General features: G+C 67.3%; 17 protein-coding genes and 1 tRNA gene. 6 read left to right on the top strand and 12 right to left on the bottom strand.

All coding sequences use genetic code 11. The annotated features are described in order from the left end of the window. Positions 1–6 precede the first annotated feature (6 nt). Genes FHD67_RS10905 through FHD67_RS10875 form a run of 7 tightly spaced genes read right to left on the bottom strand, consistent with a single transcriptional unit; the run spans position 7 to position 8,962 of the window. Positions 7–1,137, bottom strand: coding sequence for a M20/M25/M40 family metallo-hydrolase (locus tag FHD67_RS10905; protein WP_139598710.1), 1,131 nt, complete (start codon positions 1,135–1,137; stop codon positions 7–9). Then, positions 1,134–2,303, bottom strand: a complete 1,170-nt coding sequence (locus FHD67_RS10900; protein WP_139598709.1) for a M20 aminoacylase family protein — start codon at positions 2,301–2,303, stop codon at positions 1,134–1,136. The genes FHD67_RS10905 and FHD67_RS10900 overlap by 4 nt, the downstream gene beginning before the upstream one ends. Further along, positions 2,287–3,960, bottom strand: a complete 1,674-nt coding sequence (locus FHD67_RS10895) for an ABC transporter ATP-binding protein (RefSeq protein WP_139598708.1) — start codon at positions 3,958–3,960, stop codon at positions 2,287–2,289. Before FHD67_RS10895 ends, FHD67_RS10900 begins: the two co-directional genes overlap by 17 nt. After that, positions 3,960–4,835 carry an ABC transporter permease gene (locus FHD67_RS10890; protein WP_045998965.1) on the bottom strand — a complete coding sequence of 292 codons (876 nt, stop codon included), beginning with the start codon at positions 4,833–4,835 and terminating at the stop codon, positions 3,960–3,962. Before FHD67_RS10890 ends, FHD67_RS10895 begins: the two co-directional genes overlap by 1 nt. Continuing rightward, complete coding sequence (locus FHD67_RS10885) at positions 4,835–5,776, bottom strand: ABC transporter permease (RefSeq protein ID WP_045981692.1); 942 nt, start codon at positions 5,774–5,776, stop codon at positions 4,835–4,837. The genes FHD67_RS10890 and FHD67_RS10885 overlap by 1 nt, the downstream gene beginning before the upstream one ends. Positions 5,777–5,830: 54 nt before the next feature. Next, entirely contained in the window at positions 5,831–7,396 is a 1,566-nt protein-coding gene (locus FHD67_RS10880; RefSeq protein WP_139598707.1) for an ABC transporter substrate-binding protein, read from the bottom strand. A gap of 42 nt (positions 7,397–7,438) precedes the next feature. Continuing rightward, the gene (locus tag FHD67_RS10875; RefSeq protein ID WP_246071280.1) at positions 7,439–8,962 is read right to left on the bottom strand and encodes a M81 family metallopeptidase; all 1,524 of its coding nucleotides are present in this window, start codon (positions 8,960–8,962) and stop codon (positions 7,439–7,441) included. Positions 8,963–9,040: 78 nt separating this feature from the next. Between FHD67_RS10875 and FHD67_RS10870 the strand changes: the two genes are divergently transcribed. Next, on the top strand, positions 9,041–9,832 hold the full coding sequence (locus FHD67_RS10870) for an IclR family transcriptional regulator (RefSeq protein ID WP_139598706.1): 792 nt from the start codon (positions 9,041–9,043) through the stop codon (positions 9,830–9,832). 53 nt (positions 9,833–9,885) lie between these two features. On the opposite strand, the gene FHD67_RS10865 is transcribed toward FHD67_RS10870, so the two are convergent. Then, positions 9,886–9,960, bottom strand: a tRNA-Gln gene (locus tag FHD67_RS10865). Positions 9,961–10,054: 94 nt separating this feature from the next. Here FHD67_RS10865 and FHD67_RS10860 point away from each other — a divergent pair. Further along, complete coding sequence (locus FHD67_RS10860) at positions 10,055–11,224, top strand: BaiN/RdsA family NAD(P)/FAD-dependent oxidoreductase (RefSeq protein ID WP_045998969.1); 1,170 nt, start codon at positions 10,055–10,057, stop codon at positions 11,222–11,224. Here the strand turns inward: FHD67_RS10860 and FHD67_RS10855 are convergent. Genes FHD67_RS10855 through FHD67_RS10840 form a run of 4 tightly spaced genes read right to left on the bottom strand, consistent with a single transcriptional unit; the run spans position 11,221 to position 15,773 of the window. Then, on the bottom strand, positions 11,221–12,528 hold the full coding sequence (locus FHD67_RS10855; RefSeq protein WP_139598705.1) for a mechanosensitive ion channel family protein: 1,308 nt from the start codon (positions 12,526–12,528) through the stop codon (positions 11,221–11,223). The genes FHD67_RS10860 and FHD67_RS10855 overlap by 4 nt on opposite strands. Further along, complete coding sequence (kdsA, locus tag FHD67_RS10850; protein WP_139598704.1) at positions 12,525–13,367, bottom strand: 3-deoxy-8-phosphooctulonate synthase; 843 nt, start codon at positions 13,365–13,367, stop codon at positions 12,525–12,527. Before kdsA ends, FHD67_RS10855 begins: the two co-directional genes overlap by 4 nt. Beyond that, complete coding sequence (locus tag FHD67_RS10845) at positions 13,364–15,136, bottom strand: capsule biosynthesis protein (protein WP_176695104.1); 1,773 nt, start codon at positions 15,134–15,136, stop codon at positions 13,364–13,366. The genes kdsA and FHD67_RS10845 overlap by 4 nt, the downstream gene beginning before the upstream one ends. Beyond that, positions 15,120–15,773 (bottom strand): ABC transporter ATP-binding protein, encoded by a 654-nt coding sequence (locus FHD67_RS10840; RefSeq protein ID WP_045981699.1) that lies wholly within the window; start codon positions 15,771–15,773, stop codon positions 15,120–15,122. Before FHD67_RS10840 ends, FHD67_RS10845 begins: the two co-directional genes overlap by 17 nt. 169 nt (positions 15,774–15,942) lie before the next feature. Between FHD67_RS10840 and FHD67_RS10835 the strand changes: the two genes are divergently transcribed. The 4 genes from FHD67_RS10835 to FHD67_RS10820 all read left to right on the top strand — a co-directional run bounded on the left by FHD67_RS10835 (position 15,943) and on the right by FHD67_RS10820 (position 20,943). Next, positions 15,943–16,533, top strand: coding sequence for a uracil-DNA glycosylase family protein (locus FHD67_RS10835; RefSeq protein ID WP_139598753.1), 591 nt, complete (start codon positions 15,943–15,945; stop codon positions 16,531–16,533). Positions 16,534–16,671: 138 nt separating this feature from the next. Beyond that, positions 16,672–17,637, top strand: a complete 966-nt coding sequence (locus FHD67_RS10830) for a TAXI family TRAP transporter solute-binding subunit (RefSeq protein ID WP_139598702.1) — start codon at positions 16,672–16,674, stop codon at positions 17,635–17,637. A gap of 83 nt (positions 17,638–17,720) precedes the next feature. Continuing rightward, complete coding sequence (locus FHD67_RS10825; RefSeq protein ID WP_127898720.1) at positions 17,721–20,525, top strand: TRAP transporter permease; 2,805 nt, start codon at positions 17,721–17,723, stop codon at positions 20,523–20,525. Then, positions 20,518–20,943: a universal stress protein gene (locus FHD67_RS10820; RefSeq protein WP_139598701.1), complete on the top strand. Its 426-nt coding sequence runs from the start codon at positions 20,518–20,520 to the stop codon at positions 20,941–20,943. The genes FHD67_RS10825 and FHD67_RS10820 overlap by 8 nt, the downstream gene beginning before the upstream one ends. Positions 20,944–20,945: the final 2 nt, after the last annotated feature.

The following is a 20,945-nucleotide window of genomic DNA, read 5'->3' as shown; positions in this document are numbered from 1 at the left end:
GGGTCCTCAGGTGATCCGGGTCAGCAGGCCCGCGGCCAGGCGCGCACGCTCGGGCAGGCTGTCGATCTCGATATGTTCGTCCAGCGTGTGCAGGCCGCGGCCGCGCACTCCGATGCTGTCCAGCGTGGGCACGCGCATCGCGCCGGTGAAGTTGCCGTCCGACCCGCCGCCCGACCGGTCCGACGACAGCTCGAACCCGATCTGCGCCGACAGGTCGCGCGCCAGATCGTAAAGCGCCATCGTGCCTGGCTGCGGCTCCCAGACAGGGCGGGTGACGCCGCGGGTGACGGTGAATTCGACCCCGTCCCGTTCGCCCTGCAGCGCCAGCATGGCCGCGACGCCGCGGTCCAGGTCGGCTTGGGTCTTGGCCATGGACAGGACCTCGGCCCGGCATTCCGAGGCCACGCAGTTCACCCATTGCCCGGCATGGATCACGCCCACCGAGAAGGTGCAGTCCTCGGTGGTCATCGCCTCGATCTCCAAAATGCGGCGGGCCATGGCGGCGATGGCGGACCGCCCGTCCTTCAGCGCCCAGCCCGCATGGCTGGGCCGGCCATGGGTCAGCAGGTCGAAGCGCGCGATGGCGTATCGCCCGATCACCGCGCCCCCGTCGGGCAGCGCGGGTTCGGGCAGCAGCACGGCGCGCTGGACGCGGGCGGCATCCTCGATCAGGCCGCGGGTGGCGGGGGTGCCGACCTCCTCGTCGGGGGTGAACAGGAACGTGACTGGCAAGGGCGTGGTCAGCCCCGCCCGCGCGATCTGGCGCATCGCTTCCAGAAAGACGTAGTTGCCGCCCTTCATGTCCATGATGCCCGGCCCCCAGGCCTTGCCGTCCTGCACCCGGAAAGGCAGCTTCTCCAGCGTGCCGACGGGATGGACCGTGTCCATGTGCCCCGACACCAGGATGCCCGGCTTGCCCTGATCGGCATGCGGAAAGGTCGCGCGGATCGAGGTGCCGAAGCCCTTGGTGCCCGGCACCGTCTCGACCGTGGCGCCGATTGCGGACAGATCGCGCGCGGCCAGGTCCATCATCCGGCTGACGGCGGCCGCGTCCCAGGTCGGGCTTTCGCATTCGATCCAGGGGCGCAGGCCCGTCAGCATCTCCTCCGCGTCGAAGGGCAGGTCGACCGCGCTCATGCCGCCACCGGCAGGCGGCGTTCGATCAGCCGCGCATAGATCGACGCGCCGACGGGCAGGATGCCCTCGTCCAGCACGAAGCCCGGATTGTGCAGCGGCACCGTCCCCGCATGGCCCAGGTTGCCATAGGCGCCGGGGACCTGCTGCAGCATGTCGGCGAAATCCTCGGACCCGGTGAAGGGCTGGGAATCGTCGCGCACATTGTCTGCCCCCAGCACGTCGGCGGCGGCCTGGGTCCAGGCGTCCGACAGGTCGGCATCGTTCACCAGTACGTCGAAGATCTCGCGGAAGTCGCAGGTGATCCGCAGGTCGAAGGCCTGCGCGGCACCCTCGCAGATCGCGCGCATCCGCGCCTGCATCAGGTCGCGGACCTCGGGGCGGAAGAAGCGGATCGTGCCGGCCAGGGTCGCGGTCTCGGGCACCACGTTGTAGGCGCTGCCTGCATGGATCTGGGTCACCGACAGCACGGCCTGATCCAGCGGCGCGACGTTGCGGCCCAGGATCGTCTGGAACTGCCCCACCAGCCCTGATGCCGCGACCAGCGCGTCGCGCGACTGCTGCGGCATGGCGGCATGGCTGCCCTTGCCCGTCACGGTGATGTCGAAGAAGGACGCCCCCGCCATGGCCGGCCCCTTGCACAGGGTCGCGCGGCCCGGCTGGCCGGTCGGCTGGTTGTGCATGCCATAGACCTCGTCGACCGGGAACCGCTGGAACAGCCCGTCGGCGATCATGGCGCGGGCGCCGCCCAGACCCTCCTCGGCGGGTTGGAAGATCAGGACCGCGGTGCCGTCGAAGTTGCGCGTGCGCGCCAGATACTGCGCGGCACCCAACAGCATGGTCGTGTGCCCGTCATGGCCGCAGGCATGCATCTTGCCGGCCTGGGTCGAGGCATGGGGCAGCCCCGTCGCCTCCTGGATCGGCAGCGCGTCCATGTCGGCGCGCAGGCCGATGCGGCGGTTGCCCTGACCCCGGCCATGCACGATTCCAACGACGCCGGTCTTGCCCACGCCCTCGTGGACCTCGTCCACGCCCCATTCGCGCAACTTGGCCGCGACGACCGCGCTGGTGCGGACCTCCTCCATGCCGATCTCCGGGTGCGCGTGCAGGTCGCGGAAGATCTCGGTCAGTTCCGGGACGGCGGCATCGATCTCAAGCAGGTTCGGCATGTCTCACCTCTGGCATGGCACGGAAATTCTGGAAGTCCCATGACCGGCCGGGGGCGGCCTCGATCAGGGCGCGGGTATAGGGATGGGCGGGCGCGGCCAGGACCTCGCCCGCGGGGCCGTGTTCCACGACGGCGCCGCGCTGCATGACGATCACCTCGTCGCAGATCTGGGCGGCGACGCGCAGATCGTGGGTGATGAAGACGATCGCGATGCCCAGGTCGCGCTGAAGCTGGTCCAGCAGGTCCAGCACCTGCGCCTGCACCGACACGTCCAGCGCCGACACGGCCTCGTCCGCGACCAGCACGTCGGGGCGCATCATCACCGCGCGGGCGATGGCGATGCGCTGCCGCTGCCCGCCCGAGAACTGGTGCGGATAGCGGGCCAGCGCGTCGGCGGGCAGGCCCACGACGCCCATCAGGCGCGCGGCCTCGGCCATCGCGTCGGCGCGGCTGGTGCCATAGTTCAATGGCCCCTCGATAAGACTCTCGCCGATGGTCCAGCGGGGGTTCAGCGACCGCATCGGGTCCTGGAACACCACCTGCAGCTTCTTGCGGTGCGGGCGCAACGCGCCGCGCGAAAGGTTCGCGATGTCGGCATCATCCAGCAGGATGCGCCCCGAACTGGGGTCGATCAGCCGCATGATGCAGCGCGCGACGGTGGACTTGCCGGACCCGCTCTCGCCCACGATCCCCAGGGTGCGGCCGCGCGACAGGGCGAAGGTCACATCCTTGGCGGCATGCGCTTGCGGCAGCTTCCGCAGGATGCCGCCGCCGCCATAGACCTTGTTCAGCCGCTCGACCCGCAGGACGGCGTCCTCCGTCACGGGCCGCGCCTCGCGGGGCGACAGGCTGGGCACGGCTTTCAGCAGCTTGCGGGTATAGTCCGCCTGCGGGTCGCGCAGCAGCGTCTCGACCGCGCCATGTTCGACGATCTCGCCCTGCTTCATGACATAGACGGTGTCGGCGATCTCGGCGACGACGCCCATGTCATGGGTGATGAACAGCACCGCCGTGCCGTGGCCCTTCTGCAATTCGTCGATCAGCGCCAGGATCTGCTTTTGCGTGGTCACGTCCAGCGCGGTCGTGGGTTCGTCCGCGATCAGCAGCACCGGCTCCAGCACCAGCGCCATCGCGATCATGATCCGCTGGCGTTGGCCGCCCGACAGCTGGTGCGGATAGCTGCGGAAGATGCGCTCGACATCGGGCAGATGGACCTGCTCCATGATCGCCACGGCGCGACGGCGGCGTTCCGCGGCGGGCAGGTCGGTGTGCAGCTCCATCACCTCCATGATCTGGTCGCCCACGCGCAGCACCGGGTTCAGCGCGGTCATCGGCTCCTGGAAGATCATCGCGACGCGGGCCGCGCGCAGGTCGCGCATCTCGGCCTGTGTCAGGGGCAGCAGGTCGCGGCCCTGCAGCCGGATCGTGCCCCCCGCGACGCGCAGCGCGTCGGGCAGCAGCCCCATGATCGCCAGCGAGGTGACGGATTTCCCCGACCCGGATTCGCCCACCAGGCAGACGGTCTCGCCCGCGCGGATGGTCACGTCGATGCCCTTCAGGACTGCGGGGTTTCCCGGCGTCTCGGGCAGGGTCACGGTCAGGTCGCGGGCCTGCAGCACCACGTCGGCCGCGTCGAAGTTGCGTGTCTTGAACTGCATCAGCCTGCCCTTTTCTTCAGCCGCGGGTCCAGCATGTCGCGTGCCGCATCGCCCAGAAGGTTGATCGACAGGATGCACAGCGACAGCGCGATGCCGGGATAAAGGATCAGCTCCGGCTTGATGCGGAAGAACAGCCGACCCTCGGCCATGATGTTGCCCCAGGTGGGGGTCTCGGTGCTGACGCCTGCGCCCAGGAAGGACAGGATCGCCTCAGTCAGGATGGCGCTGGCCAGGATGTAGGTGCCCTGCACGATCAGGGGTGCGGTGGTGTTCGGCACCAGGTGGCGCACCAGGATCTTGCGCATCGGCGTGCCAAGCGCGATCGCGGCCTCGACATAGGGCTCCTCGCGCGCGGAAAGGACAACGGCGCGGACCAGACGCACGACGCGGGGGATCTCGGGGATGGTGATCGCGGCGATGACCGATCCGACCGACGGGCCGTTCAGCGCCACCAGCGCGATGGCCAGCAGGATCGACGGGATCGCCATCAGCGCATCCATCGCCCGCATGATGATCGCGTCCGCCGTGCGGAAGAAGCCCGCGATCATGCCGATGATCAGGCCCAGCAGGACCGACACCACCGCCGTGGCGATTCCGATGATCAGCGACAGCTGTCCCCCGATCAGCACGCGGCTGAAGATGTCGCGACCGAAATTGTCGGTGCCAAGGGGATGGCCCTCGATCGGGCCCTGCAAGCGGGCCATGGGGTTCATCGCCAGCGGGTCATGCGGCGCGATCCAGCCCGCCAGCAGCGTCAGGACGACGATGACGGCCAGCACCAGCGCCGCGATCTTGCTGCCTGCGCCCAGATGCGGCAGGCGCAGCGCGCGCAGGACCGGCTGCATCGCCGAGGTCGGTTGCGGTACCTGTGCCATCAGTAACGGATCCTTGGGTCAAAGAGGCTGTAGCTGAGGTCGATCAGCAGGTTCACCAGCACATAGAGGAAGCTGGTCAGCAGGATCATCGCCTGGATGACCGGATAGTCGCGCGCCAAGATCGCATCGACCGTCAGGCGGCCCACGCCGGGGATGTTGAAGACGGTCTCGGTCACCACCACGCCTCCGATCAGCAGGGCAAAGCCGGTGCCGATCACGGTCAGGATCGGGACGGCCGCGTTCTTCAGTGCGTGGCGGAACAGGACGGTGCGTTCCGGGGCCCCCTTGGCGCGGGCGGTGCGGATATAGTCCTCGCCCAGCACCTCCAGCATGTTGGCCCGCGTCATGCGCGCGATCAGCGCGACATAGATGGTGGACAGCGTCAGCGCGGGCAGGAAGGCATTTGACAGAAACCCGCCCAGGCCCGACGACAGGGGCGTGTATCCCTGCACCGGGAACCAGCCCAGCTGCAGCGAGAAGACCAGGATGAACAGGTATCCGATCACGAAGACCGGCACCGAAAACCCCAGGACCGAGAAGGTCATCACCGCGTAATCGGCCATGCTGCGATGCTTCCACGCGGCCAGGACGCCCATCGGCACGGCGATCGCGACCGACATCACGATGGTCAGCACCGCAATGGACAGGGTCGGCGCGATGCGGTCGGCGACCATCGTGGCCACCGGCGTGTTCGAGATCAGCGACACGCCCAGATCGCCCCGCAGCAGCTGTCCGACCCAGGTCACGAACTGGATGTGCAGCGGATCGTTCAGGCCCATGGCCTCGCGAATGCGCTCCAGCTGGGCGGGGGTCGCCATGTCGCCCGCGATGATCGCGGCCGGGTCGCCCGGCGTCAGGCGCAGCAGCAGGAAGACGAAGACGGCGACCAGCAGCATCACCGGAATGACGGCCAGAATGCGCCGCAGGATGTACCCCAGCATCAGGTTTCTCCGATCAGGTGGGTGGGGGGCGGCAGGACCGCCCCCTGCTTTCGATCACTCGGACTTCTGCAGGCCCCAGAAGACCGGCACGGGCGAGTTGATCATCTCGGTGATCGTGGTGCGACGGGCCTGCGGCAGGGTGTACTGACCCAGAGGGATCAGCAGGCCGTTCTCAAGGGCATGGGCCTGGATCTTCTCGGCGACCGCGGCCTGGGCTGCTGCGTCGGGGGCGTCGATGAACTCCTCCTTGAGACCCTCGATGGTCTCGTCGGTCGGCCAGCCGAACCAGGCGTCGTCGCCGCGTCCGTTCAGCATCGGGTTCGAGATCGGGTTCGAGATCTCCGGCACCATCCAGTTTGTGATGAACACGTTCCAGCCCCCTTCGGCCGGGGCTGCCTGGCTGGCACGGCGGGTGACCAGCGTTTGCCAGTCCATCGGCTGCAGCTCGACCTGGAACCCGGCCTCGCGCAGCATCTGCGACACGACGACGGGCTGGGTGGCCAGCGCCACCATGTCGGTGGGTGCCATCAGCACGACCGGCGTGCCGTCATAGCCCGCCTGTTCCAGCAGCGCCCGCGCCTCCTCGGCGCCGCCGCCCTGGGTCAGGGTGTCGGTGCCAGTGGCGTTCTCCAGCGGCGTCCCGCAGCCCAGGATGGCGCCGCAGACCGAATAATATTCGGGGTTGCCGACCATCGCGGCCAGGACCGGTTCCTGGGTGATCGCCTTGATGGCCGCCTGGCGGACCTGGACGTTGTCGAAGGGCGGGTGCAGGAAGTTCATCCGCGTCATCGTCTGCATGCCGGTCGGCTCGCGCGTCTCGACGACGATGTTCGGATCACCCTCCAGCAGCGGGATCAGGTCGACCTGCATCGCCTCGATATAGTCGATCTCTCCGCCCGATAGCGCGTTCACGGCGGTCTGGACGTCGGGCATGTTGACCCATTCGACGCGGTCGACATTGACGACCTTGCCACCGGCCATCCAGTCGGCGGGTTCGTCGCGCGGCACGTATTCGTCGAACTTCTCATAGACGACCATCAGCCCCGGCTGGAACTCCGCCTCGACAAAGCGGAACGGCCCCGAACCCACATATTCGGTGATCGCCTCGTCGGCCGAGGTCTGGGCCACGCGGGCGGGCATGATGAAGGGGGGCAGGGCCGACTGCTTGGACAGCACGTCCAGCATCGGCACGAAGGGCTCGGTCAGCGTCCAGGTGATCGTCTTGTCGTCGGTCGCCTCAAGGCTGGCGGTGCGGTCCATGATGACCTGTCCGCCCGCGTCCTTCTGCCCCCACCGCTGCAGCGAGGCCACGGCATCGGCCGCCGTCACCGGCGCGCCGTCATGGAAGGTCAGCCCGTCGCGCAGCGTGAAGGTATAGGTCAGCTGATCGTCCGAGATGGTCCAGTCGGCCATCTGCGGCTGCGGCTGGAATTCGGAATCCTGCGCGATCAGCACGTCGTAGATCATGTAGGCATGATTGCGCGTGATGTGGGCGGTGGTGATCACGGGGTCCAGCACGCGCAGGCCGGAATGCATCACGGCCTTGACGGTGGTCTCGGCCCAAGCCGCGCCTGTTAGCATGGTCGAGGCCAGAAGCGTGGCAGTCAATTTCTTGAGCATGGTGTCCTCTCTGTTGAACGGGTCCGCGGGGTGATCTTGGCGTCAGCCTTGCGCGGGGGGTGTGAAGGGTGCGCCGCCCGGCTCCAGCCGGATGCCCGGGGCAAGGTTGCGAAAGGGCAGGCTGGCCGGGCTGACGGGCATGGGTCCGGGCGCGGCGCAGGTCAGGATCGCCGCCGCGATGGGGGCGAAATCGGCACGAAAATGGTTCGAGCTTTTCACGACCAGGATGGCCTGCTCCTCGGGGACGATCCCAAGGAAGCGGAACATCTGACGATCGGCCATCTGCGCCTTTTCCGACGCGACGGCCACCCGCACGCCCCCGATGCTGAGGCAGGCCGACGGCCCAAGCGCCAGATGCGCGCCGCCATAGAACGGGCCCGTGGCATGGCAGGCCCCGTCGGACAGAGCGTCCACCGTGAACCGGCCCTGAAATGGCGCATCGCCCGGAATGCCGGACCGACCGCCCAGGGCCAGATCAATGGTCGCACCCACCCCCGCGGCATGGGCCGCCGCCGCCGCCTCCGGATCGATGATCAGGCCGATGGCCGCGTCCCGGGCATCGGCCTCGACCAGGGCGCGCAGCATGCCGGTCGTGTCGGAATTGCCGCCTGCGCCGGGATTGTCCTGCGTGTCGACCAGGATCACCGGCCGATCTGTTGCGCGGCGCATCGCCTCTGCCACCCCGCCCGCGGGGCTAAGGCATTCGCCGCGGAACGCGGGTTCGGCCTCGCGCAGGGCCTGTGCCAGGCCGTCGGCCATCGCATCGGCCTGTGCCTGCGTTTGGGCATAGGCGATGACCGAGGGGCGGCAGTCGGCGAAATCGGCCGCGGGAAACCCCATGAACAGCGACGCACAGCCCTGACCGTCGCAGGCGGCAACCCGGTCATAAAGCCCGGCTGCGGGCTGTGCATCGGTCGCCTGCCAGGCGATCGGGATCAGAAAATCCAGCTGCCGGAACGCCTTGGCGTTGGGCGCGCCGCTCATCAGGCGGTCCAGTTGCTGCGCCGCACGATGCCCGGTCAGGGCCATGTCGACATGCGGATAGGTGCGAAACCCCACCATCAGGTCGGCATTGTCCACCATACGCGCCGTGATGTTGCCGTGCAGGTCCAGCGCCGCGACGACAGGCGTGTTCGGCCCGACTGCCTGGCGCACATGCTCCAGCAGCAGGCCTTCGCCGTCCGGCGCCCCATCGGCCACCATCGCGCCGTGCAGGTCCAGAAAGACCCCGTCCAGCGGCCCCGCATCGCGCAGGCCCTGGACGATCTCCTTGGTCAGGGCGGCGTAGCAATCGGCGGTCACCGGGGCCGATGGCACCGCGCCGGCCCAGACGACAGGCACCATCTGCCAACCCTGCCTTTCGCCATGCGAGATGACACCGGCGATCGGCAGGTTCACGTCCCGCGCACGATCGATGATCTGCGCCCCGCGGCACAGAGGCAGATAGCCGCCGCCCTGTTCAAAGGCCGCCATGTCGGCGGGGCTTGGGGCAAAGGAATTGCTCTCATGAACGAAGCCCGCAAGGGCGATCCGCAATGGACGGGCAGGAATCGTCTGGGTCAGCAATGTATTGTAATCCGATACAGTTGCATTGTATCATGAGTGTATTAACCCAAAATTGATCATGTCAATGTCGGAGATTGCATGCAGCGCAAGAATCACGATCCGGACGGTCCGCAGGCCGAGAATGCCTTGTTCGTCCAATCCCTTGCCCGCGGAATGAGCGTTCTGGAGGCGTTTCACGATGCCGACGGGGCACTGTCGCTTGGCCAGATCGCCACGCGGACCGGGCTGACACGCAGCGCGGCGCAGCGTCTGGTGCACACCTTTCGCACACTGGGCTATCTGACGTTGGCCGAGGATGGTCGCGGCTTTCGTCTGGACCTGCCGATCCTGGACCTGACGCACGACTATCTGCGCCTGAACCCGCTGGTGCGTCGCGCCAGTCCGATCCTGCTGGACCTACGTCGCAACGTCCGCGAACGGGTCGACTTGTCACTGTTCGATGGTCAGCGCATGGTCTATGCCGCCCGGATGCAAAGCAAGCGCGAGACGTTCTTTGCGACCTTGGTGGGCAACAGCGTGCCCACGACCTGCACGTCGGGTGGTTGGGCCGTCATGGCGATGCTGCCCCCGACCGAGGTCGACCAGATCCTGGACGAGGCCAGTCTTCGGCCGCTGACGCCCCGGACCCTGACCGATCCCCAGGCGATCCGCGACCAGGTCGCGCTGGCGCGAGAGGCCGGCCACGCGCTGGCGCTGGAGCAGATCCTGATGGGAGAGGTGGCCCTTGGCGTGGCGATCCCGGACGCATCGGGCCGCCCGATCGCCGCGATCCACATCGCCGGATCGCTCTCGGAGTGGGATCCGGAGGAGTTCCGCCGCCGCAATGCACCCCTGGCCGCAGAGGCCGTGCGCAGCATCATGTCAGCGTAGGCGACATCATGTATGGCCGCCAAGTGCGGCTGATCATTTAACTTTCTGGATATTGGCTGGGGCGGTAGGATTCGAACCTACGGTACACGGTACCAAAAACCGATGCCTTACCACTTGGCCACGCCCCAACTGTGGAGGGTGATTACCCAAGCCCGCAGATGGGTGCAAGACGAAAAATGCAGAAATCTTGCCCCCATCCCAAAGCCCCGGTATCGACGCGCCATGGAACACGCCGATATCGTCATTCTGGGGGCCGGGGCGGCCGGATTATTCTGCGCAGGCTCTGCCGTCGCGCAGGGCAGGCGGGTCGTGGTGCTGGATCATGCGCCGACGCCCGCCGAAAAGATCCGCATTTCCGGCGGCGGGCGGTGCAATTTCACCAACTTCGCGACCGGGCCGGACCGTTTCCTGTCGGACAACCAGCGCTTCGCAGCCAGTGCCTTGGCGCGGTATCGTCCGCAGGCCTTTGTCGATCTGGTCGACCGGGCGGGAATCGCTTGGCATGAAAAGACCCAGGGGCAGCTGTTCTGTGACGGCAAGGCCACGCAGATCACCGACATGCTGCTGGACCGCATGGCCGGGGCGGACCTGCGCCTTGGCACGCGCATCGACGGCGTCAGCAAGGATGGTGATCGGTTCGTGGTCGCGACCTCCGGCGGGTCGATCAGCACGGGTCGGGTCGTCGTCGCGACGGGCGGCAAGTCGATTCCCAAGATCGGGGCGACGGGGCTAGGCTATGATCTGGCGCGCCAGTTCGGGTTGCGGCTTGTCGAAACGCGGCCCGCGCTGGTACCGCTGACCTTTGCGGAACAGGATCTGGCGCTGTGCCGTCCGCTGGCCGGGCTGTCGGTAGAGGCGCGGATCACGCATGGCAAGGGCAGCTTTCGCGATGCGCTGCTGTTCACGCATCGCGGGCTGAGCGGCCCGGTGATCCTGCAGATCTCAAGCTTCTGGCAGGCGGGCGAGGTGCTGACGATCGATCTTGCGCCCGACCGCGACATCGCCGCCGACCTGAAGGCCGCACGCGGTGGCAAGGCGCAGGTTGCGACCGTACTGGCCCAGATGCTGCCGGAACGCCTTGCGCAATCCGTGGCGGCGGACGCGGGCTTGGCACAGGCGCGGCTGGCCGATCAGCCGAACGCCCGGCTGGACGCGCTGGGCGCGCGTGTGAACCGGTGGCAGGTCCGACCCGTGGGGACCGAAGGCTATCGCACCGCCGAAGTGACCCTGGGCGGCGTGGATACGCGCGATCTGGACGCGCGGACCATGCAGGCGCGCCAGGTGCCCGGACTGGCGTTCATCGGTGAATGCGTCGACGTGACGGGGTGGCTGGGCGGCTATAATTTTCAGTGGGCCTGGGCGTCGGCGGATGCCGCCGGGCGCGCCGCCTAGGTCCGTGGCGTCGGGCTGAGCAGGTCGCGCCCGTCATCGATGCGACCCCGTTCGACCATCTCCTCGAACGCGGCGTCGGGGTTCAGGTCGGACAGGCGCGCATCGGCGGGGCGTGAGGGGCGGGCAGGGCTTGGACGCGCCTCCGCTTCGGGCTGTTCCAGGCGGATGCGGTGGACGGGTTCCGGCACCAGATAGCCCTTGCTGTCCAGCGCATGGCGCAGCAGGCGAAACGCCTCTCCGCGCGCCAGGTCGAAATCGGTGCCGTCCTGCGAGACCCAACCCCCGGCGCGGATGACCACGTGATCCGGTCCCTGGGCATCCAGCCAGGCAACGGGTTCGGGACGCTTCAGCACGAAATCCATCCCCGCCAGCGCCCTGAGCACCAGATCGCGCGCGCGGCCCAGATCGGCGCCGGGGTCGATGGTCAGGTCGACCATGAACCGGCGTTCGGGGTTGCGCGTGTAATTGGTCAGGACGGCCTTGTAGATGATCTGGTTCGGGATGCGGATGTGATTGCCGTCCAGCGTCAGCAGGGTGGTGCCGCGGCTGGTCAGGCGGATCACCCGACCGCGCAGACCGTTCACCTCGATCAGGTCGTTCGGGTTGAAGGGCTGGCGCAGCGACAGCAGCATCGTGGCCACGAATCCTTCGATCGTGTCGCGGGCCGCAAAGGACAGCGACAGGCCGAAGATGCCCGCCGCACCCAGCAATGTCCCCAACAGCGCCCGCGCGCCCATCAGGTCCAGCGCCACGACAAGCGCCACGATCCATGCGGTCAGCCGGATCGTCTGCGCCAGAAATCCGGCGATGAAGGGGTTCGGTGCGATCCCCGACAGGGTTCGTTCCCGCCGCGACAACCAGCCGCCGGCCAGCACGATTATCGCCCCCACCGCCAGGCCCAGTGCCATGAAGGGCAGGCCCGCGATGACCGCGGTCAGGCGAGACTGAAACCTGTCGCGTACCGAGACCAGCCGCGTGCCCAGGTCTGTAGACAGGGTAACCTGATCCTCGATCGCGACGACCCCCTCGACGCGCGCCAGCAGCGATTCAAGGCGCGAAATGGTCTGCTGTTCGGTCACCTCGCCGACCAGCGTCACGATCCCCGCATCGACGCTGGCACGGACGCCATCGAATTCAGGGACTTGCGCTAGGATGCTGGAAATCCGCGACAGGATTGCCAGATCCGTCGCCCGGTTGTCCTGCGTCGAGATCGCGCCGCTTGGCGTCGACGGTGCTGACGGATCGGCGACCTGGGCGGCCACGGGGGCCGCCAGCGCCAACAGGATCAGCAGAACGCGGATCATGCCGGGAGCGGGTCGGCCTTTGCCAGCCGGTCGAAGGCCATCAGCGATGCGATCAACGCGGGCATACGGTCCAGCGGGATCATGTTCGGCCCGTCGGACGGCGCGGTGTCTGGGGCTTCGTGCGTTTCGATGAAGACGCCGGCCACGCCCAGGGCCACAGCGGCCCGTGCCATGACCGGGGCGAATTCACGTTGTCCGCCAGAACTGCCGCCCTGACCGCCCGGCTGCTGGACCGAATGGGTCGCGTCCATGATCACCGGATAGCCCGTGCGCGCCATGATCGGCAGCGACCGCATGTCGGCCACCAAGGTGTTATAGCCGAAGCTGGCCCCGCGTTCAGTCAGCAGGATGTTCCCGTTCCCGGTCGAGGCCACCTTGTCCGCGACGTTGGGCATGTCCCAGGGGGCCAGGAACTGACCCTTCTTGATGTTGACCACCGCGCCGGTGCGGCCCGCGGTCAGCAGCAGATCAGTCTGGCGGCACAGAAAGGCGGGGATCTGGATCACGTCGACCACCCGCGCGGCGCGCACCGCCTGGTCCGCGTCATGGATGTCGGTCAGCACGGGGCAGCCGAACCTTTCGCGGACCGCGGCCAGGATCTCCAGCCCCTCGTCGATGCCTAAGCCGCGGCGACCCGACAAAGAGGTGCGGTTCGCCTTGTCATAGCTGGCCTTAAAGACAAAGGACGCCCCGGCATCGGCACAGGCCTTGGCCATCACTTCGGCGATCATCAGCGCGTGGTCCAGGCTTTCCAGCTGGCAGGGTCCGGCGATCACCGTCAGCGGCAGGTCGTTGCCGCAGGTGATCGAACCGATGGGGATATGCTTGGCAGTCGTCATGTCGATACCTGTTCGCGTAGGATGGAGGCCGTCAGCGACAGCATCAGATAGATACCCGAAAACACCAGGAATGCCACCAGGGTGTTCTGGAACGCGCGCGGATAGGTCGCCTCATCCGGCGGGATGGGCGCGATGGACAGCGACAGATAGCGGACCTGCTTGTTCGCCTCGATGCGCGCGGTCTCCATCTGGGCGGCGGCGGCGGCCAGCATTTCCTGGCGCGTCAGCATCTCGGCCTCGGCGACGCGCAGCTCTCCGCCGATGGCGGCCAAAGAGTTGCGGGTGTCGTTGCCCTGCGTCAGCTGCTGGCGGGTCTGCGTGATCAGGTCCCGCAGGCGGGCGATGTCGCCCTCCACCGCATCGACGCGGCTTTGCAGGGGGCGGGCATTCGACTGCAACTGGCCCAGTTCCAGCTGCTTTTCGGCCAGTTGGCCTTCCAGCATGCTGACCTGCGCCATGACCACGCCGCTTTCCGCGACGGGGTCCAGCACGCCCAGCCTCTCCTGCAACTCCTGAACGCGAAGCTGGGCGGCCAGCATCTTCTCCTCGGCGTCCTGATAGGTCTCGCGCGCGCCGTCCATCTGGTCGGAGCGCATGCGTGAGGTCAGGGCGTCAACAAGCTGTTCCGCATAGGAAATCAGCGCGCGCGAGAACTGTTCGCTCAGCTGCGGGTCGGGCGCGATGACCTCCATGTTCAGCACGCCTTCGGTCGGGTCATAGCCGATCTTGACGGAATCCTTGTACAGGCTGAACGTCGCCTCGTTCGTGGCATCCGCTGGCAGCCGCTTGATCGCATCGACCGACGGGTCCTGGAAGGCGCGCCGGAAGCCCAGATCCTCGTCCAGGCGCAGCATCGCGTCGCGCGATGTCAGATAGCTTTGCACCGCGACCGCGTCCTGGTTCGTGCCCAGGCCCGACCCGCCCAGCATCCCGCTGAGCCCGCTGGCACCGGATCCGCTTTCGGCCGACTGGATCTGAAACTGTGACACCGTTGCGTAAAGCGGAGAGGCATAGCGGCCGTAATAGATGCCGACCAGTGCGGTCGGCAGGAACACGAACAGCGCCAGCCGCATCGCCAGCATTGCCATGCGGCGCCGGCGGCGGCGGGCCAGGTCGCGCTGGATGCGATAGATTTCGGCGGCGCGCTTTTCCTCGGTCAGTTCCTCGCGGGACGGCAGGGCGGGGCGGCCGGGGGGCGCCGGGCTGCGGTCGGGCAGGATCGACGGCACGGGGGCCTGCCGCACGGCGGGCGCGTTGGGCGAGGGGGCGGCCTGCGCGCGCGTGCCCTCCGACGACAGGATGCTGCCGACGGCGGTGCGGTGGGACGGATCGATCCCCCGCTCGCGCAGACGCAGCACGGCCTCCTCGGCCGAGGAAACCTCGATCTGGTGCAGGGCGGCGATGCGCTTGGCGATGCGCAGCTGGCGTTCGGTCAGCTTCTCTGCGCGGATGGCGGCCAGTCGCGCCTCCATGTCGCCAGAATCCGCGGGGGGTGCGGCCGGCGTGTCCTTTTCGGGGGACGGCGCTGCGGGCTTGTTCAGGCGAAAATCACCCAGGCCGTCGTCGATCGGTTCGGTGGCCAGGAACCGTTCCAGCCGCGCCTGGCGTTCGGACGCGTCAGAGGCGGGGGCATCGCTGCGGCGCGCGACCTCCAACCGGGGCGGCGCGGGGCTGTCCGATGCGGTCGCTTCCGCCGGCGGGGGCGTCTGGGGCGTGATCGAGGCCATCGCCTGCGTGTTGTACCGGCGCGCTTTAGGAGGTGTAGTCATAATATTGCTTGGCCTCGTCGAGGGTCTCGAACAGATACAGCCTGCCATCACGCAGGATCGCGGCGCGGTTGCAGAACTTCTCGATCGTGCTGGGCTGGTGGGACACGATCACCGTGGTCGCGGTCTGCAGCCGCTCGAACAGGACGCGACCGGCCTTGCGATTGAATTCCACATCCGTGGTCTGGGGCATGCCCTCGTCGATCAGGTAGATGTCGAAATCCAGCGCCAGCAGCAGCGAGAAGTTGAACCGTTGCCGCATGCCCGTGGAATAGGTGCCGACCGGCATGTCGAAATATTCGTGGATGTCGCACAGCCACCGCGTGAAGGCCGCGACGTAATCGGGGTCCAGCCCATAGATGCGCGCGATGTAACGCGCGTTCTCGTTGCCGGTGTGGCGCGTGACCAGGCCGCCCATGAACCCCAGGGGAAACGAGATACGGCATTCGCGGCGGATCTTGCCTTCGTCGGGCTTTTCCAGCCCGCACATCATGTTCACCAGGGTGGTCTTGCCGGTGCCGTTGGGGGCCAGGATGCCAAGCGATTGACCCAGCTCGACCCTGAACGAGGCCTGCTCGAGGATGATCTTGTGCTGCTTGCCGGTCCAGAACGATTTGGACACATTGTCGAATTCAAGCATGGCCTTGTTATACCAACGCGTTTCGGCACGAGGCGTGCCATGCCGGGTGCCTCGACTGCCAAGGCGACATTAGGGTGGGGCGGACGGGGTGTCCAGTCTTGCCATCGGGCCCGATAATTTGTGATCTGACCAGCCTTATATCGCCGCAATTTCGCCATAAATGCGACGCATGTATGATCACGACGCCCCATTGGCCGACCGTATCCGTGCCTGCAGGCTGTGCGCGGACCGCTTTGCCGTGACCGCCACGCGCCATGCGCCCCGACCGGTGGTCTGGTTCCGGCCGGGAACGCGGATCCTGATCGTGGGGCAGGCGCCGGGGGCGCGGGTCCATGACAGCGGGCGGCCCTTCACCGACCGTTCCGGCGACAGGCTGCGCGACTGGATGGGGGTGGAGCCCGACACCTTCTATGACCGCGACCGGATCTCGATCGTGCCGATGGCCTTCTGCTTTCCGGGTTACGACGCCAAGGGGTCGGACCTGTCGCCCCCGCCCATCTGCGCGGCGACGTGGCGGCGGCAGGTGATGGACCAGCTGAACCCGCAGCTGACCCTGCTGGTCGGCGGGTACGCGATGCGGTGGCATCTGGGCGCGCGCAACGTGACGCAGACCGTACGAGACTGGCGCACCCATGCGCCGGCGGTGTTTCCGCTGCCCCATCCCAGCTGGCGCAACACCGGATGGCTGCGCGCCAATCCGTGGTTCGCGACCGACCTGCTGCCCGTGCTGCGGGACCGGGTGGCGACCCTGCTGGGCTGATCAAGGCCAGGTCCACGCCCGGGACGCTTTGTGGCCGTGCGGGCTTGTGTTTCGCACACGCATCCGTGACGATAAGACCATCCAGCGGGAACGCGCCTGTCATGCCTTCCCGCCAATCATCGTTAGGGAGACGCCGACATGGGTAAATTGAAACCGATCCTGCTGAGCACCGCCATGGCACTGGGTGCCACGCCGCTGATGGCGCAGGAAGAACAGTTCATCACCATCGGCACCGGCGGCCAGACGGGCGTCTATTACGTCGTGGGTCAGTCGATCTGCCGCCTGGTGAACCGTGACACCGCGACCACCGGCCTGCGCTGCACCGCGCCCGCGACCGGCGGGTCCATCGACAACATCAACCAGATCCGGTCCGGCGGCATGACGATGGGCGTGGCCCAGTCCGACTGGCAGTTCCACGCCTATAACGGCAGCTCGGACTATGAGGGCGATGCCTTCACCGACCTGCGCGCCGTGTTCGCCGTCCACCCCGAGCCCTTCACCGTCGTTGCCCGCGCCGACAGCGGCGTCGAGACCTTCACCGACCTGGCGGGCAAGCGCGTGAACGTCGGCAACCCCGGTTCCGGATCGCGCGGCACGTTCGAGGTCGTCCTGGAAGCCATGGGCATGAGCATGGACGACTTTGCGCTGTCGTCGGAACTGCGCCCCGCCGAACAGTCGGCTGCCCTGGGCGACAACCAGGTCGATGCCATCAGCTATACCGTTGGCCATCCCAACGGTTCGATCCAGGAAGCGACCTCGACCGTGGACGCGACCCTAGTCGACGTGTCCGGCGAGGCGATCGACAAGCTGATCGCGGACAATCCGTTCTACTCCAAGGTTGTGATCCCCGGCGGCATGTATGCCGGCAACGACGACGACACCGAGACCTTCGGCGTCAAGGCGACTTTCGTGACCTCGGCCGCGATCCCGGAAGAGACGGTGTACCAGGTCGTCAAGGCGGTCTTCGACAACTTCGATCGCTTCAAGGGTCTGCACCCGGCCTTCGCCTCGCTGACCCCCGAGGAGATGATCGCCGACGGCAACAGCGCGCCCCTGCACCCCGGTGCCGAGCGCTACTATCGCGAACAGGGCTGGATCCAGTAATCCAGGCCTGACCGGGGCGGCCCAATCGGGCCGCCCTTCATCATGACCAACGAACAACAAGATGCATCGCAGGGGGTGCCGTGATGAGCGACGACGACAAGACCAGGGAACGCCAGCAGCAGGCCAGCGCGGTCGAGATGCAGGCGTCGGGCCACGGCGCCCTGACCCAGGAGGAACTGGACGAACTGGTCGCCTCGTCGGACACGGGCGCGCGCACTCCGCCGGGTTTCGTGGGCAAGCTGATCCTGGGGGTGGCCCTGTGCTGGTCGCTGTTCCAGCTGTGGATCGCCTCGCCGCTGCCCTTCATGCTGAACTTTGCCATCATCAGCGCCACGGATGCCCGCGCGGTCCATCTGGCCTTCGCGCTGTTTCTGGCTTTCATGGCCTATCCTGCTGAAAAGTCGCCTTTCCAGCTGGCCCTTGGTGTGTCGGTTCCGGTGATCCTGTCGGGGCTGTTCATCTATGGCGCGCCCGCCGCGATGCCGCTGTGGTGGCTGGCACTGGCCGGGGCGGGCGTCGTTGCGGCCGTGCTGCTGGGCAGCCCCAAGACCCGCGTTCCGCCATGGGAATGGCTGCTGGCGCTGGCCGGCGTGGTCGTCACCATGTACGTCTTTATCAACAGCGACGCCCTTGGCCGCCGGGTCGGCGCGCCGATCACCACTGACCTGATCGTGGCGGTCGTGGGCATCCTCCTGCTGCTGGAGGCCACGCGCCGCAGCCTTGGGCCGGCCCTGATGATCGTGGCCACGGTGTTTCTGGCCTATACCTTCCTGGGCCCCTACATGCCGTCGATCATCGCGCATCGCGGCAATTCGCTGGCCGAGGTCGCCAACCACCAGTGGGTGACGACCGAAGGCGTGTTCGGCATCGCCCTTGGGGTGTCGACCAGCTTCGTGTTCCTGTTCGTGCTGTTCGGCGCGCTGTTGGACAAGGCGGGCGCGGGCAACTATTTCATCCAGGTCGCCTTTTCGCTGATGGGTCACCTTCGCGGCGGGCCCGCCAAGGCCGCCGTCGTCAGCAGCGCCATGACCGGCCTGATCTCGGGCTCGTCCATCGCCAACGTGGTCACCACCGGCACCTTCACCATCCCGCTGATGAAGAAGGTGGGCTTTTCCAGCGAAAAGGCCGGGGCGGTCGAAACCGCGTCGTCGGTCAACGGCCAGATCATGCCGCCCGTCATGGGCGCCGCAGCCTTCCTGATGGTCGAATATGTGGGCATTCCCTATTTCGACGTGGTCAAGCACGCCTTCCTGCCCGCCACGATCAGCTATATCGCGCTGGTCTACATCGTGCATCTGGAGGCCATGAAGGCCGGGATGCAGGGCCTGCCGCGCGCCTATACGCCGCCGCCGCTGCTGCGCCGGCTGATGTTCGCGGCCTTCCTGATCGCGGGCATCTGCGCGCTGTCGCTGGCGGTCTATTATCTGATGGGCTGGATCCGGCCCGCATTCGGTGCGGCCGCCCCATACGTGGTCTTTGCCGTCCTGACGGCGGCCTATGTCGGCCTGCTGTGGGTCGCCTCGCGCGAGGAGCCGCTGCAGATCGACGATCCCAACGCGCCGGTGACGGAACTGCCGCTGCCGGGGCCGACGGTCCGGTCGGGTCTGCACTTCATCCTGCCGGTGGTTGTGCTGGTCTGGGCGCTGATGGTCGACCGCCTGTCGCCGGGCCTGTCGGCCTTCTGGGCCACGGCCTACATGATCTTCATCCTGCTGACGCAGCGGCCGCTGATGGTGCTGCTGCGCGGGTCCGACCGCACCGGAAACGCCCGCACCGGGCGCGCATTGCGGGCCGGGTTCGACGATCTGGTGGACGGGCTGATCTCGGGCGCACGCAACATGATCGGCATCGGCATCGCCACGGCGACCGCGGGCATCATCGTGGGCGCGGTCAGCCAGACCGGCGTCGGATCGGCCCTGGCCGAGGTGGTCGAGGTCCTGTCGGGCGGCCATCTGCTGGCCATCCTTGGCCTGACCGCGGTCCTGTCGCTGATCCTGGGGATGGGTCTGCCCACGACGGCGAACTATATCGTCGTCTCGGCGCTGCTGGCGCCGGTCATCGTGACGCTTGGGCAGCAGAACGGGCTGATCGTGCCGCTGATCGCGGTGCACCTGTTCGTGTTCTACTTCGGCATCATGGCCGACGTGACCCCGCCCGTGGGCCTTGCATCCTTTGCCGCGGCGGCCGTGTCGGGGGGCGATCCGATCAAGACCGGGGTCGTCGCCTTCGGCTACAGCATGCGCACGGCGGTCCTGCCGTTCCTGTTCATCTTCAACACCGATCTGCTGCTGATCGACGTGGGCTGGGGGCAGGGGATCTTCGTCTTCATCACGGCGACCATTGCGATGCTGCTGTTCGCGGCCGCGACCCAGGGCTGGTTCCTGGTCCGCAGCAAGCTGTGGGAGACGGTCCTGCTGCTGGTGATCGCCTTTACCATCTTCCGGCCCGGCTTCTTCTGGGGCTACGTCTTCCCGCCGTTCGAGGAGCGTTCGGGCGCGGAACTGGTCCAGGCGCTGGAGGACAGCGAGGTCGGCGACGGCCTGCGCCTGCGCATCGCGGGATTGAACGACATCGGCAACCCTGTCGAGTTCACGGCCCTTCTGCCCGTCCCCGAAGGCGCCACCGGCGAGGAACGGCTGGAGGCCGCGGGCATCACCCTGATCCAGGACGGTGATCGCACGCTGATCGACAACGTGGCCTTCGACAGCCCGGCGCAGGCTGCGGGGCTGGACTGGGATCAGACCGTGCTTGCCGTGAACGCCCCGGCGGCGGCGCCGTCGCGGTACTGGATCTATATCCCGGCCTTCCTGCTGATGGGGCTGGTGATCTGGTCGCAGCGTCGGCGCGAGACGCGCCCCCAGCCCGTGAAAGGACCGCGCCATGCATGACGTCGTGCTGTTGCCGATCGACCTTCAGCATCCCGAAAGCTGGGAAAAGGCCCTGCCGGCCGCGATGCGGCTGGCGGGGGACCGGGGCGTGATCCACCTGCTGGGGATCGTGCATGATTTCGGCAGCTCGATGGTGGCGACCTTCCTGCCCAAGGGGTACGAACAGAAGGCCCTGCAGAAGATGAAGGGCGCACTGGACGATTTCGCCAGCGAGCATTTCCCCGACCAGTCGCGCGTGCAGGTGCATGTCGGCCACGGGCATGTGGCCGAGACGATCCTCAAGGCCGCGGCCCGGCACAAGGCGGATCTGATCGTGATGGCCAGCGACAAGCCGGACGAGCTGCGCAGCATCCTGGTCAGCCGCGATGCCAACGCGGTCGTGCGCCATTCGCCGGTCTCGGTCATGGTGGTGCGCTAGGA

This window comes from Paracoccus haeundaensis (assembly GCF_006239215.1).
GTDB lineage: Bacteria > Pseudomonadota > Alphaproteobacteria > Rhodobacterales > Rhodobacteraceae > Paracoccus > Paracoccus marcusii.
Note: the sequence above shows the minus strand (reverse complement) of the source record. Positions and strands in the feature narration are given on the sequence as shown.

What these genes read in the sequence shown, in the direction of transcription:
- FHD67_RS10840 (WP_045981699.1), bottom strand. Translation starts at nt 15,773, where the DNA reads ATGCTTGAATTCGACAATGTGTCCAAATCGTTCTGGACCGGCAAGCAG.
- FHD67_RS10900 (WP_139598709.1), bottom strand. Translation starts at nt 2,303, where the DNA reads ATGCCGAACCTGCTTGAGATCGATGCCGCCGTCCCGGAACTGACCGAG.
- FHD67_RS10825 (WP_127898720.1), top strand. Translation starts at nt 17,721, where the DNA reads ATGAGCGACGACGACAAGACCAGGGAACGCCAGCAGCAGGCCAGCGCG.
- FHD67_RS10905 (WP_139598710.1), bottom strand. Translation starts at nt 1,137, where the DNA reads ATGAGCGCGGTCGACCTGCCCTTCGACGCGGAGGAGATGCTGACGGGC.
- FHD67_RS10845 (WP_176695104.1), bottom strand. Translation starts at nt 15,136, where the DNA reads ATGACTACACCTCCTAAAGCGCGCCGGTACAACACGCAGGCGATGGCC.
- FHD67_RS10885 (WP_045981692.1), bottom strand. Translation starts at nt 5,776, where the DNA reads ATGCTGGGGTACATCCTGCGGCGCATTCTGGCCGTCATTCCGGTGATG.
- FHD67_RS10855 (WP_139598705.1), bottom strand. Translation starts at nt 12,528, where the DNA reads ATGATCCGCGTTCTGCTGATCCTGTTGGCGCTGGCGGCCCCCGTGGCC.
- FHD67_RS10890 (WP_045998965.1), bottom strand. Translation starts at nt 4,835, where the DNA reads ATGGCACAGGTACCGCAACCGACCTCGGCGATGCAGCCGGTCCTGCGC.
- FHD67_RS10870 (WP_139598706.1), top strand. Translation starts at nt 9,041, where the DNA reads ATGCAGCGCAAGAATCACGATCCGGACGGTCCGCAGGCCGAGAATGCC.
- FHD67_RS10835 (WP_139598753.1), top strand. Translation starts at nt 15,943, where the DNA reads ATGTATGATCACGACGCCCCATTGGCCGACCGTATCCGTGCCTGCAGG.
- FHD67_RS10820 (WP_139598701.1), top strand. Translation starts at nt 20,518, where the DNA reads ATGCATGACGTCGTGCTGTTGCCGATCGACCTTCAGCATCCCGAAAGC.
- kdsA (WP_139598704.1), bottom strand. Translation starts at nt 13,367, where the DNA reads ATGACGACTGCCAAGCATATCCCCATCGGTTCGATCACCTGCGGCAAC.
- FHD67_RS10830 (WP_139598702.1), top strand. Translation starts at nt 16,672, where the DNA reads ATGGGTAAATTGAAACCGATCCTGCTGAGCACCGCCATGGCACTGGGT.
- FHD67_RS10860 (WP_045998969.1), top strand. Translation starts at nt 10,055, where the DNA reads ATGGAACACGCCGATATCGTCATTCTGGGGGCCGGGGCGGCCGGATTA.
- FHD67_RS10895 (WP_139598708.1), bottom strand. Translation starts at nt 3,960, where the DNA reads ATGCAGTTCAAGACACGCAACTTCGACGCGGCCGACGTGGTGCTGCAG.
- FHD67_RS10880 (WP_139598707.1), bottom strand. Translation starts at nt 7,396, where the DNA reads ATGCTCAAGAAATTGACTGCCACGCTTCTGGCCTCGACCATGCTAACA.